This is a genomic window from Francisella marina (genome assembly GCF_008369785.1).
In the GTDB taxonomy this organism is placed as follows: domain Bacteria; phylum Pseudomonadota; class Gammaproteobacteria; order Francisellales; family Francisellaceae; genus Francisella; species Francisella salimarina.
This window is the reverse complement of sequence record NZ_CP043552.1, coordinates 86,192-100,000: the sequence shown is the minus strand read 5'-3', so window position 1 is coordinate 100,000 and position 13,809 is coordinate 86,192. Positions and strand designations below refer to the sequence as shown.

Here is a 13,809-nt window from a genome sequence, read left to right as displayed (position 1 = left end):
AGGTGCAAAGATAAAACTTTTCCACAGGTTTAAGTATTTACACGAACAACCCATCCTAGACCCTCGAGATTAGTCTTATTAGTTAATCCTGACGCACTTGGGGCTGAACTTGTGCCACTATTAAGATCTAAAGTACCATTCTGTATATTATTAGTATTAGCAGAAGTCCATACGGAAGCAAGTATATTATCAACTGATTGTTGTGTTAATGCACAATCCTGAAATGCATTTTGATATGCACTACAAACAGTTTGATTATCAAATAATCCAGCCGGTACATCAGTAAGTAGCGTACAATCATTACATAAGCCAGTAAAATTTGTAACATTAGGTGAATTATCAAATAACCCGTCCGGTAAAGATGTTATATCTGTTTCAGCAAATGCATACGCATAAACAATACAAGAAGTTAAGCTATCAAACCATCCAGATGTAACGCTTGTTATACCAGATCTTTGGAATACAGACTGCACCGTTGTAGCATTTGGCATTTTATCAAAGAAATCAGATGGTATATCTGAGTTATCTATATCTGTAGATCTAAAAGTCATGAGTCTAGCTGTATCACAATTAGGTAAACTAGCTGGTAATGTAGGTATACTCTTAAATCCATAAGCGAAAGCGGCGTATAATCCATTTATAGAACTTGCATCTATTGATTCAACAGCGCCTAAAGATGTGAAAAATTGTTTAGCTGTATCAATTAAAGATGTGTCAGCTGTAGATTTACCCTCTATAATAAAAGCCCCTATAAACTCAGGCAAGAAAGCATATATGAAGAAATTACTCATATAAGGATCAGTTGCACCAAACGTCTTATCTACAGCGTATATACCTTTTCTTGTTGCGTAAATAAATAATCCATCAAATGGACCTTGCACATCAAAATAAACTCTTGTACTAAGTGAAGTGGTTTCAAGATATTCGCCTCCTGTAGTTCTGTATATAGGTCTATAAGATATTGTGCTAGATGACACTGTACCATTAAAACCATTAACTGATTGGTCATCTATTCTTCTAATAGTATCACCATCAGTTGTGACTGGAGTTGTTCCTCCTGTATTTTGCCACAGATATTGGCTTTCAGCAGTAATAAGAAATCCCTTAGCTGTTTCAAGCTCCCCTAATAGAATTGATCTATAATCTACTTTAGATTGAGATGCTACTATTCCAGCTATCATGCTAAAGCTCCGATTAATGACCAAGTATTAGAACCTAGATATATTAAAGTAACAGCACATCCAACAGCTCTAATATTAAGCAAACTGTCCTCTGATATTATTGTTTGAGATCCACCAGTTGCAAAAGTTACAGTATTAGATCCAGTATCTGACTGCCAAATAAAATCTATTTGATCTCCAGCAACAATATTAACTATACTAGTATCATCAATTGTCAAAGTTACAGCACCAGTAATATTTAAAGTATTTATATTGTTTTTGATCGAAGATGTAACAGTAGTGTTAGTTGTTATATCATTAATTGCTGGTGAGTTTCTTGCTACTTCAACCCATACAGCATTATTCTGAGCATTATCAATTAAAACATAATATTGATCTGTATCTGTATTAATCCATGTTTTACCGACATTATATTGCCAGTCTGTTAATGTTGGACTAACATTGGTGCTTCTAGGGTTTTCCATTTGATAATCTTGATGAAATTGATCAAGAGTTTGACCAGCAGTACCAACCTTTACAAATTCGCCATTTACATATTTAATCATTTTTTTAAACCCTTATACTGTATCCACCAACTAAATCAGCAGACTTATGAATTATTATATAACTATCTTCAATCATTTGTAGATCTGACTGTATTTCTGTTGCATCCTCATATATTTCTAATGTACAACGGTTATTAAAATACACTTTAAACTCTCTATCATCTGATAGACTGGCAGTATTAAGTCTTAATGTAGAATCTGTTGAACCAGTATAAACATAATCAGTATCATTGGATACATCTATTGTAGATGAGCTAGATACAGTTACTTGATTTGTTTGTCCAGTAGTTACGGTTGGCTGTGATCCACCGCCGCCAGCGCCAACATTATTAGGCGGTAAAAAACCCATAAATTACACCTCGAAGTTTATTATTGTATTAGGGTCAATGCTTTGGAATTTCTTAACATAAAGATTTTCCCCAGCAACCTTAACATACCCCCTATCTTCATGAGGATATATAATACGCCCTTTAGTTTCAGTTGGTAGTGATGAGCCACTGAAAAATACTATAGGTCTTTCACTGGGATTTTGAATACTGAAAACATCACCATCTGATATGCCCATAGATGCAAGATCTACTTGTTGAAAAGTATTAGAATTAACTGTATGAAAATTTGTTGCCATAAGATTAATCTTTGAATAATTTACATATATTGTATGGCTAGTTTTAAATGTCGGATTTAAGCATTAAGTAAATCTCTATCTGCTTGAGATAATGCACGGTTGTAAAATCTTGTTTCTCCAATAGTTACATCACTAAAAAGTCCAGCAGTTCCATTATTATTAAACGCAGCAAGAAAGATATTATTCGGAGCTGACAGTGCTGTAGAAACAAAATTAACACTCCCAATTTCAACATTGTCTAAATACAATCTAAGAGTTGTACCATCGCCACTAGCAATTATATTATGTTTATTGATATCAGATGGAATATTATTAGTGACTTGAATGTCTGTAGCTGTATTGTTTGGAGCATCGGCTTGATAAAATAATCTAATGATCTTATTTGAACCGGTTACAACTCTGTTATCGTAAGCTATTGATAATCCATTAGTTGCTGAAGCAAAAGAGCTTGATAATAAAGTATCTATAGTGTCACCAAATGTCGAAGAGTTTCTATAAATATCAATACTTATAGTAAATATATTTGTGTTTGTTATGTAATTAAACGTATTATTTAGGTCTGCATACCCTGTAGAACCATCAAATTGTATACCATTAGCAACAGCAGTCCAACCGCCAAATAATGTACCATCACTAAAACCTTGCTCATCAATAAGGGTATTGCCACTTATATTATCCATTGTGTAATGAGCTATTAGACCAGTAGTAATATCTCCACCACCTGATCCACTAGTAGTTATTGTCTTTATCGGAGTTTCTAAGCTTTTATTTAATACAGTTTCTGTAGCTAAAACTTGGCATTCATAAGTTGTAGAATTTGGAAGCCCTGATATTGTATAATCTGTATTTGATGTAGCTGAAGACTCTATCCATGCGGTTTCGCCTTGCTCTCTGTATCTATAGACAAACTCTAGATTGCTAGAGTCACCCTCGTTCATGCTGTTAATATTGGTTGAAATCTGAATATCTGGCATATTATATCTCCGTTAAACTGACTATTATATCAGCATCTAACACCTCAAAAACATCTATTGTAATATCAGCATCAAGCACACTATTGTTATCAAATACAAAATTAACTGATAATGATTGATAGCTTTCTACGGTATCTCTAATTGATGAGAGTGTGGCTATAACATCAAATGTATTTGTACCTATATCGTTAGATACTTCTGATTGTGTTAATGTGATTGAGTTTGTATCTGTTGTCTTTGTTATTGTACCTTGTGATACTCCTGATAAGAAAAACTCAAAAACCACTTTGTTTTCGGTGTCTTCTTCTATCGCTGTACTACCATCGTAATAATCTAGAAATAAAGATCCTGTTTCTGTGATTCTGTTACGACTTGCAAGCGTTATAACAGCATCAACCAATATTACCTCTATGTTTTCTGTTAATACATCTAAGCTATTTATTTTTATATTTTTAGGTGGATATGGTTTGTAATATCTTGAAGATAAGATTAAATCATTCTTTGTTGCATCTGCTGGATCAAGTTGAAATCCATTTTTGATAGGTAATAATTTAACATCTAAATCATCATTGATATAATATGACTCATTAACGCTATAATTGCCTTGTGTGGCGAATAGATAAGATCCTGCGTTATGTTCTTGTGGGTATGTGTCGAGTAATCCACGCTGTATAGTTATTTGATTATTGTTGTAATCTATACTTTGTATATATATAACTTCATCATTTATAAATGCATACTTGTTAGCCTTAACTCTTGAGTTATTGTATACATCTGAATATGATATAACCGTATCAGTTTTAGAAATAGCAGAATCAATCAAGAAACCAGCACCAGCAGTATAAGAAGCTGGCAAAGTTACATCATTAACATCAAGCCTATAAACAGGAGAATTATTACTATTTATTATTTGGTGTATAAATGCTACTTCCGTACCATCTTTAGCTCTTGCATTAGCATCTCCAATAAGTGTAGCCATTTGGTAATATAATATATTATCTACTCTTGCTGGTAGGTCTGTTGGCTTCTCTGGAACTGGTACAGGGTCTACTGTCTGATCTATCGTAGCAACATCAAGCCATAAGTCAGATATAAGTTTAAGTGTTACGTACTTAGCACGAATAAAGCCTCTTTTCTGTTTACTCACAACCCTAAAACCACGATTAACATAACCAAGTTGATCGAATGAAAAAATAACTAAATCGCCAGCATTAAGAACATCAGCATGTATTGTTGCCTTGATTGTTATAGTTTCAGGTGCTGAATTTAATTTTCTTAATTCTCTATCACCAAGAGAATAAGCAATATTTGCATTAGTAACACCAAGATAACTAATCTTTGTTATGTTATGTCTACCAAGCTCGGCAAACATACCGCCGTCAAATACAGATATAATATCTTTATTATCATTTCTATCGTAGTTTGTGTATTCAATATCGACTTGAGTTACAGCTTCTCCTGCTTCTGATTGCGAAGACTCAATAAACTCAATAAGATAACCGTTTGTGTCTGATATTTCGAATGCCCCTGTCGGATTTGTATACCTTAACAGTGTAAGATTGTATTGCTGTGTGTATTCATCAAAAGAAAGATATATATCAGCTTGCTCGCATATTTCATCTATAAACTCTTGGACATTTTTTGGTTGAGTTATGACATAACTTAATCCGATACCTTCTGAATAAAGCCTATCAGCTACATCCATAAAGTTAGATTGATTGATGTTGTACCATTGTGCTCTTACTGGCGACCATTCTTGAGTTAGTAACTCATATATAATATGTACAGGGTTCATTCCTCCATAACATTTAACTTTAGATGGATACCACATAGAAGCATAATTTGTATGTCTATAGAATCTCTCACCATAAACAATGACATTCCCAAAATTAGAATTGTTGCCAATGTAAGCATTTTTAAAAGTTAAGCTTGTAACGTAATTATATGCAGGCTCTATAGCAACTCCAGCAGTAGAGTTATCTAACTTATTATTGACTCCGAAATAATTATCAGTTCCTTGTGCTGGATGTCCACTTTTGATTAAAATGTCAGATAGAAAACCACCCTCACGATCTCTTGAACCATATAAGTCATAACTACCAACTTGGCTTGATATAGTATGACTATTAACTATATTATAGCTATCAATAAGTAAATCCTTATCATTAACTATAATTTTAGTGATAAAGTCCAATCCTCCTTCACAAAACACAAGTCTAGAAGAATAATAATACTCAACCCATTGAGTCTCTGTTTGTGTGCTTGTTTGACTTTGACCTGAACCACCACCGCCACCAAAAAGAGCCATCTAATTAAACCTCTTCTTAACTTTGCTAATATAAAGCCTCATGTGAGAATCTTTTATATTTTTTATTTGCTCTTCTTCAATTCCATTTTTGACAAAGTTATCAAAGTCAATATTGTTATTTTTGCAAAATTCTACTATACCATTATGACAACACTTAACTCTTCTTAATTGCGAATAGGTAATATTCATTACTTACCACCTCCACTACTACCACCATCTGCAGTTTCAGGATCAACGACATTACCATCTTCATCTGTTATTTTGGAATTAATCTCATAATTAAAACCTCCATCTACCACAATATTTGAACCCTCAAACTTACCATATCCAAAACATAACGGTATTGACACTGATAAATTTGCAGTTGGAACAGTTTCTTGATCTATTGATACTTCTGACTGTTGTTTTTTTTGTGTTGTATTTCTCTTAACAAATAGCGTAGAGATAGCAGCTAAAACTAAGCCAAATAAAAGCAACCACATAAGATAAAAAAATAGATTATATTAATTTATATTTTATGGTTATTAGATATTCTCGGATTTTAGAAAGTTTGTCTTTTAGCTGGATTTAGGTTTGATATATGGGGAAATCCACCGAAGTTATTATAATTACCAAACTTATTAATACAGGTGCTTTGGTTTTTATCACAACCAGCATATATAGTAACTATCTTACCATTCAAAAATTGACCATCAAATACATTAGCTACGTTTATGGTGTTGCCAACATGAGAGCGTATAACACTTGTACGATATCCAGTGTCAGCAGATACAACATAACCACCAACATACCACCCATTAGGTTTGTCATTACTTGACATAACTATAGTTAAATTATCACTTCCAGTGGTAATACTTCTAACATCAGCATAAGAAGCTTTATTTACCCCACATTGCGAACCGTATAACTGAAATCTGCAACGCTTACTAAACTGATTGCTACAAAACTCATCTTGATGCTTATTTGGCAATGTCTTTATCTGAAATGATACATATTCGTTACGCTCTCTTTTACCTTTTGAAAGCTCGCCTTGTATGAGTAAAGGTTGATCAGTTGCATTTTTATCGTAACCATAAACACTTATAACCCACTTCTTTAGATCTTTTCTTCTATATAAATAATTAGCAGATTCATTCATAGCTGATATTTTTACTGTAGCAGTATTCTTGCTGTTCTCTGTCTCTGAGTTAACTTGTAAATCAACTTCTATCGATACTGGTACATAAGTTATCGTATTTATTGTTTTAGCTCTTGAACCTGAATAGAAGTATAAATTCTCGCCATAATCTGATTCGATAGCTACTAAGTATTGTGGACTGCCTAGTCTAACACTTCGTAATAATTCTAAAAATGTAGCCATTATTTATAGCTCCTTTTCTTCGTTATGTAATCTTAAACAACTAAAACTATGCCTATGAGTTCTGCTATTGATATCTTCTATTGATACCATATCGCTAGCCATTCTCACTAGCATTAAGAATCCTGTTTGAACTATATTTATATTGCTTGGTAAATCAGTATCTAGTGTAAGCTTGAAAGTATAATTACTATTATCTACAACATCTGTAACTTTTCTATAATGCTTAAAACCATCGCTATCAATAAAATAGATATGTGAATTTTCAAAAGATGTTATAACTGAATAGCAATCAACATTTATTACATTGTAATTAGTACCATCAAAATTAATAAAATTAAATTCATCTTTGTAACTCAATAACCAAAATGGCTTCTGTTGACCATTGCAGTCAAAAATGAAAGCTAGATAATCATCTAGTAGCTTATTATCAAATATATGCTGAACGCCGAATATATCATCGTTATATAATCTATTTTCTGATATATCAAACAAGCCCATACCAGTAGTTATAATATTTTTATTCTGTGATACTGACCTTGTTACCTTGTCAATATAGTACCAGTCATCAACATACAAGCCATTATATGTGCTAAATGGTATAGCACCATTAACTTTTGGTATCTCATTCGTGATTATTTGAACATCAAAAGTTGAGTATTTGCGTATATTTTCAATACTTATATCATCTACATAGCCAGCGCATAAAGGCACTACTTGAAATCTATCGTAATAATTTCTAACCTCATTTCTAAGATTTATAGTATTGCTAGAAATATTATCAATCTGCACCACTTCATAATTGCGATGGTCTTTATATATAAGAATGTTTAAACCATCTTCAAATCTTTCTGAGTAAGATTCTTCATAATCTATTGAAGTTGTTCCAATACTTAATTCTTTATAGAAATATTTTGACTTTTCCCATAATGGGAAACTGTACTTTGATTTAAAACTTTTCTTAGCATAAGCATCTAATAAAGCATATCCTTCACGATTTATTAATTGATAGCTTCTACTAGATTTAAAGTTTGGGGCTTCTCTTAATGCTGTGCGATACTCTCTATCGTAAGATTGAGATATATTAGTTAGAAACTCAAATGTATCTGTTTTTGTTCTATTCTGTTCAAATATCCATACAAGTACTCTTGACCCTTGCACTTTGATTGGTGTATCTGTAGTGGTGTAATTAGATGTTACAGTACCATCTATGATAGGGTCGCCATCTGCTGTGGCTGTGATAGTTACTAGTATCTCTTGAGTAGGCTGTAGCGTAATGGTATCGTAGTTGATATCCACATTAGAAGTATCGCCAATAAATGTCTTAGAGCTTAATGTTTGCACCTCATTAGTAGCATTCCACACATAAGCAGATATTGATACATCATCACTAAATGAGCCAAAGTTAAATATATGACCTAGTTTATCATTTGGTGTGAGTGTATTGATTATGTACACACCAGAATATACATAATCATAAGTTGATAACGACTTTGCAACATTGTGTCCATTGTCTTTAGTGTATTGTATATTTGCCTGTACAGAGAAAGAAGCTGAATTGTTTATATTATCTACAGGGTAAACATCATTTACATATGCGGCTGGCGATTCTGTAGTAAAAACAGGTATCGACCTATTATTAATATGAGCAATCATTATACTTTGACCATTATGCAGTATTTCAGCAAGTCATCTGAATAGTTTCCTGAACTTGGTTTAGCCGTTATATTCGGCATCCTTAAATAAGTTGAAGCATTAATTGTAGTTGTATCGTATTTATTTAAAAGGTCGTTTCTGCCTATATAAATATCATCGCTAAATGAAAGTATAGGCTTAACAAGTCCAGTTTCCATCTTGTAAACATTTAATGGCACGCCAAATGTCGAATAGTATATATTGCTTAATAGTATACTGAATAAATTATCGCCTGATACATCTATTTGAGGTTGCCTAGCACCTGAAGTCGATACACCAGCACATAAAAAATCACTAAAAACACTGGTAACTTTAAACACACCAGAACCAGTTGAGTATATTATATTATTAATACTTGTGTTAGTTAGTTGGGAATACTCCAACACCTCAGATATGTAGTTATTAAAACTAGACGCACCTAAACCGTCATTACAAGATTGTGAAGAAATCCAACAATCTCCAATACTATAGACATGACCAAAGTTAAATAAGATACCATTACAAACTATAAACCCAGTATCTCCACCAAACCTTTCATATTCAAATATCTGCTTAATATGTATTAAGGTTGGAGTTACAACTACAACAGTCTCTCTATCATCAACAAATAAGTTGCTATCTCCATAATTAGCACTCTGCGCCCCAGCTTGTAGCCTACCCTCTGTTCCGGCAACATATCCAGTTGACATTGATGATATTATGTATTTAGCTGATGAATCATAGTCAAGATGAAAGTATGTAGAACCATTATTCCAAGTCATGCACGTATCAGAATTTACAGACTCATTTATTCTATCTACAGCAAAACCGTTAGCAGTCAAAAGTGTTGACAAAACCCCAAAAATATCATTGATACTTGCTGGACTAGCTACAACTTGATAACTCATATTAAATATTCTCCATTGATACTGCGTACATTTTACCGTTAGATAAGTCTTGGTGTTGTGGGAAGCATATATATTGCATACCGCCAGCATCAGTAATTATATTTTCAGCAGTGTTATTTGTTGAGCTAACTTGGTAAACACCATCTAGCTTGCCAGCTAAGAAAGAGTTATATATTACATGACAATCTCTAAGTAAAAACTCGTTAGTAGTACCTAAAACATTACCCAACAAGAAATCACCGTCATAAACAGCACCATTAGAAATTTTCCTAAATGGATATATTCTTAGGGTTGATTGATTAACAGCTGAATTAAGGTTGCTAACAGCGCTACAATAGCCTCCAGAGTAAGTTTTAGTATCATCTGTATACTTTGATGTCGCAGTCCCAATCTGGTTGCCTATAGATATTAACGGTGCAATGTATTGACTAGGTAATACATAAGGATAGAAATATCCAGCATAGAAATGATAATAACTTGAGCCTATACGCCAAGTACACATTATCCTACCAATAGATATTGATAACCAATAATTAATAGTGCCATCCCAAAGAGTAGATTCTGTGTAAACTGTGCTTAGGTTTGTCTTATAAGAAGTCACTCCGGCAATATCATATATACCGGTTCTAAATTTGTAGTTATATCTACCAGCAGAGCTATTCTGATTAGTCATTAATTCTACTTGTACATTAGTACTCCCACTATAACCTGTTGACTGTAGATAGCATATATTTTGGTCGCTATCATTATCTGCAGGAGATGTGTTTAAGCTTGCACTAGATCCATTAGCAACGCCATTGATTGATACGGCATTCCAGCCATTAAGTTTAGCATTATCTATTATAATACCTAATAAGTTTATGTAGCTGGTTGCTGTTCCTTGTATGAACATTTAGAATAGAATTAGAATAAAACTTATAAAGATTGTAAGAGAAGTTGAGAAAGTCGGATTTTACAGATATTCTTGCTTCCTTTTCATGATATCAAATATCTTAGTTTCAAATTGAGGCTCGTTTGTAGCTTCCATAAGAGCCTCTTGTTGATTAGATACTACGACTATTTTTATATTATTTTGACCAGTTGCATTATTACTAACTTGCTGGTTATTGCTCATAGACTGTGATAATGTAGGCTGAGTGCTTACATATCCACCAGTAGCATATTTTGGCAATCTACCATATTTGTTCATGTAGTCTAATGTTGATCTACCTATAGCATCAGTTGCTCTAGTTCTCATCACGAACTCACCATCGCTGAGCATAGCTGGTATAGAGTCACTTGTAGCAGTACCAGCACCAAAGACAGCCCCACCATTTGAGAACGCTTGAACAGATCCACCTTGTGAGAAGCCACTAAATAAACCTCCAAAACCACCACCTTGGAAGAATGAAATAGAAGACGATATAGCTTTGAATACCTGCATTTTAATTATTAATGATGAGATATCTGCAAGTATTTTAACTGTCATATCTCTAAAGCCATCAGCCATGGTTTTATTGCCATTGGCAACCTCAACAATAGTACTCGATAATGTATTACCAAAACCATTAACAGAATCAGTCAATAACTGCGTATAACCTATACTTTGCAGTGCTTTAAGATCAAAGTTTGATATTGCTGTTGATAAGCTTTCTGTTCCATCTTTTGCTTGTTGTGCAGCTTCGGCACTTGCTTTCATTTTTTCTTGAAGTTTCTCTAATGGTATATTTAATGCTTCTGCTATTTTCTTTAGTTTTTCTAGCTCCTCCCTCTGCAATGCTAATTTATCAGTAGCAGATAGTAAGCTTTCTACATCAGTAATTCCTATAGAATTTAAAGCTTGAATCTTTAATTGAGCTTCTGATAATTGGTATGTTTCTTGAGATAATTTAGATTGTGCATTTCTAAGAGTATCGAGCTTAGCAATAGCTTCTTGAACTCTATTATCATCCAAGCCAAGAGACTTTAAAAAGTTTTGTTCATTAAACTGTAATTGAACTGGTTTTTGTATGTCATTTTTTACAGAATCTGACTTACTCTTTATATCATCTAGCTTCTGCTTAGCATCATCGGTGTATAGTTTGTAGGTTGTTTCGACAACTGCATTTATACTATCTGAGAATATTTCTCTTTGATTATCTTCATAAGCTTTATTAATAGCATCTTTTTCAGCGAGTAATTGTTGTATTCTTTTAGTTGTTGCCTCATCGCCAGTATCAATACTTTGTCTTAAACTATCTCTAAGGTTATCTAAGCTCTTAGCTATATTATCAAATGTTTCAGAACCTGTTACCCAAGCTATTGCACTTGCGATATCCCTCGCATATCCAAGAACACCTCTAGCTAAATACTTAAATAGATTTAATACCGCTTTTACTGGATTTTTAAATGCTGATTCAATAAATGTAGCTACTAGTTGCACATTTATTTTCATATATTCAAAAATATTGAATATAAATAAGAAAGTAGATTTAAATACAACTTTTATACTCTCAACAGCTGTCTTAATTATTATTGCAGCGTTTTTAAAAGCATTTCCTATAATCTCTCCAACTGATAAACCTGTAGAGCCTGTCAAATCTAAAGCTTCTACAAGATCACTAAAAGCACCGAAGACATCTCCAACAATATCAACAAGAACTTTAAATGCTGAAACTATACCCTGTATAGCACCTGATATATTCTGAGCTAACCATTTACCATTAGCCTGAAACCATTCTGTAGTTCCCTTTACTAGCTCTATAATGGTTGGCAATAGCTCGCTTGCTAGAATGTTCTTGAAACCAGATACAGTAGCAGTTGCTCTTTTCATAGCATCCCTAAACTCAACACCAGCATGAACACCATCTTGAGATATGACATTACCTGTTCTTTGTGCTTCATCTCCCATTTCAGCAAGACCTTGAGAACCATCCTTAAGCATATTAACAAGGTTTACACCTTCACTATCAAAAAGCTTAAATGCAATTCTTACCCTATCAGACTGACTAGTCACATTTTGCATAGCATCTGCTATCTTAGCTAACTGTTCATCTGGAGTCATTTGTGATAGCTCTTGAGCCGATAAGCCTAGATCTTTTAAAGCCCCTACAGCTTCACCAGTTCCAGTTCCAGCTTCTGCAAGTCTTCTTGTCATTCTTTGCAAAGCCATATCAAAAGTATTAGAACTTACACCAGATAATTCAGCGGCATATCTATACTCTTGTAACTTATCTGTTGATATACCGAGCTTTGAAGATGTTTTATCTACAGAATCAGCAACATTTGCAAAGTTATTAACTAGTGCTGTTGCTGTCCCTGTAACCGCACTAAGAGCTGCAGTCATAGCAGTAACAGCTTTAGTTGCTTTCACAACACCAGTATTCATTTTACGAATAGAGTTACCTACTAATGCCGCACCATTTTCAGTTATTTTTATGACTACATCTAAAGATTGAGACATGAAGAAGAATATTAGATTTTATTAGAAAGTATAGAATGTGAAATAAAGGTAGGATTTTGAGCTATTTTTTGAGTTTAAACTTAGGTGGCTCAACCTCTTCTAAGGCTTTACTATAAATACCATTTGGAGCTTTTTTTGAATATCCATCCTCTAATCTTCTTGAGTAAGGTAAATTTGTTTGAATAAATATAGGATCTTTAGCTTTTCTGTTAGATAAGGATAACGTTGCTTGAGTTATTGCATCTTTATTATCCACATTGTAGTACTTACTTGGATAGCCTACAGTTATTCTATGCGAACCCTTGTATGTACCTTTATCAACAGGAGATCTTTCTATAATGTCTTTTTGTAACGATAAGGCGTAGGTGTTCATCATATCCTTAGTAGATTTATCAATACCTTTAGATATATTGTTTAATTCTTTAGATAATTGCTTAAAATTAATTTTTTTTGTTGCCATTCTGTGCTTTCTTAATCTCCTCGCTTCTTATCTTTTGTATTGCTGATAAATAATTATCATCTACAGATTGCATCACTTCTATAAAAAACTCTTCATCAGCAACATTAAAACGCTTAGCATAATTAACACAATCAAAGTACCCTATTGACTGAGGATATTCCCCAATGGTTCTGCATCTAGAAAGATCATTAAAAGCCAAAACATAAAATCCTAACCAGTCATCTATATCATCACTTTTAAGTTCATTCTCTAGCCTTTCTACTGTTTGGGTATCTCCAGCTTTCTTTGCCTGTTCAATAAACTTTTTTATGGCTAGGGTATCTTTTATATTTTTCTTTAAGTTATTTACAAACAAC

Annotated in this window: 15 protein-coding genes; all 15 read right to left on the bottom strand. The window is 33.3% G+C overall.

All coding sequences use genetic code 11. The features are described from left to right. Positions 1–29: 29 nt before the first annotated feature. Positions 30–1,181, bottom strand: coding sequence for a hypothetical protein (locus F0R75_RS00585; protein ID WP_149377168.1), 1,152 nt, complete (start codon positions 1,179–1,181; stop codon positions 30–32). Further along, complete coding sequence (locus F0R75_RS00580) at positions 1,178–1,726, bottom strand: hypothetical protein (RefSeq protein ID WP_149377167.1); 549 nt, start codon at positions 1,724–1,726, stop codon at positions 1,178–1,180. The genes F0R75_RS00585 and F0R75_RS00580 overlap by 4 nt, the downstream gene beginning before the upstream one ends. 4 nt (positions 1,727–1,730) lie before the next feature. After that, positions 1,731–2,075, bottom strand: coding sequence for a hypothetical protein (locus F0R75_RS00575; RefSeq protein WP_149377166.1), 345 nt, complete (start codon positions 2,073–2,075; stop codon positions 1,731–1,733). Between the two features lie 3 nt (positions 2,076–2,078). Next, positions 2,079–2,351: a hypothetical protein gene (locus F0R75_RS00570; protein ID WP_149377165.1), complete on the bottom strand. Its 273-nt coding sequence runs from the start codon at positions 2,349–2,351 to the stop codon at positions 2,079–2,081. A gap of 56 nt (positions 2,352–2,407) precedes the next feature. Further along, entirely contained in the window at positions 2,408–3,325 is a 918-nt protein-coding gene (locus F0R75_RS00565) for a LamG-like jellyroll fold domain-containing protein (RefSeq protein ID WP_149377164.1), read from the bottom strand. Position 3,326: 1 nt separating this feature from the next. Beyond that, complete coding sequence (locus F0R75_RS00560) at positions 3,327–5,633, bottom strand: hypothetical protein (protein WP_149377163.1); 2,307 nt, start codon at positions 5,631–5,633, stop codon at positions 3,327–3,329. Further along, positions 5,634–5,822: a hypothetical protein gene (locus F0R75_RS00555; RefSeq protein ID WP_149377162.1), complete on the bottom strand. Its 189-nt coding sequence runs from the start codon at positions 5,820–5,822 to the stop codon at positions 5,634–5,636. After that, positions 5,822–6,115: a hypothetical protein gene (locus tag F0R75_RS00550; protein WP_149377161.1), complete on the bottom strand. Its 294-nt coding sequence runs from the start codon at positions 6,113–6,115 to the stop codon at positions 5,822–5,824. The genes F0R75_RS00555 and F0R75_RS00550 overlap by 1 nt, the downstream gene beginning before the upstream one ends. A gap of 59 nt (positions 6,116–6,174) precedes the next feature. After that, the gene (locus tag F0R75_RS00545) at positions 6,175–6,993 is read right to left on the bottom strand and encodes a phage BR0599 family protein (protein WP_149377160.1); all 819 of its coding nucleotides are present in this window, start codon (positions 6,991–6,993) and stop codon (positions 6,175–6,177) included. Positions 6,994–6,996: 3 nt separating this feature from the next. Then, positions 6,997–8,646, bottom strand: a complete 1,650-nt coding sequence (locus F0R75_RS00540; protein ID WP_149377159.1) for a hypothetical protein — start codon at positions 8,644–8,646, stop codon at positions 6,997–6,999. Then, complete coding sequence (locus tag F0R75_RS00535; protein ID WP_149377158.1) at positions 8,646–9,572, bottom strand: hypothetical protein; 927 nt, start codon at positions 9,570–9,572, stop codon at positions 8,646–8,648. The genes F0R75_RS00540 and F0R75_RS00535 overlap by 1 nt, the downstream gene beginning before the upstream one ends. 1 nt (position 9,573) lies before the next feature. Next, the gene (locus F0R75_RS00530) at positions 9,574–10,464 is read right to left on the bottom strand and encodes a hypothetical protein (protein ID WP_149377157.1); all 891 of its coding nucleotides are present in this window, start codon (positions 10,462–10,464) and stop codon (positions 9,574–9,576) included. A 60-nt stretch (positions 10,465–10,524) separates the two neighbouring features. Continuing rightward, on the bottom strand, positions 10,525–12,993 hold the full coding sequence (locus tag F0R75_RS00525; protein WP_149377156.1) for a phage tail tape measure protein: 2,469 nt from the start codon (positions 12,991–12,993) through the stop codon (positions 10,525–10,527). Positions 12,994–13,054: 61 nt separating this feature from the next. After that, on the bottom strand, positions 13,055–13,453 hold the full coding sequence (locus F0R75_RS00520) for an HK97 gp10 family phage protein (RefSeq protein WP_149377155.1): 399 nt from the start codon (positions 13,451–13,453) through the stop codon (positions 13,055–13,057). Beyond that, complete coding sequence (locus F0R75_RS00515; RefSeq protein ID WP_149377154.1) at positions 13,434–13,808, bottom strand: hypothetical protein; 375 nt, start codon at positions 13,806–13,808, stop codon at positions 13,434–13,436. Before F0R75_RS00515 ends, F0R75_RS00520 begins: the two co-directional genes overlap by 20 nt. Between the last annotated feature and the right edge of the window lies 1 nt (position 13,809).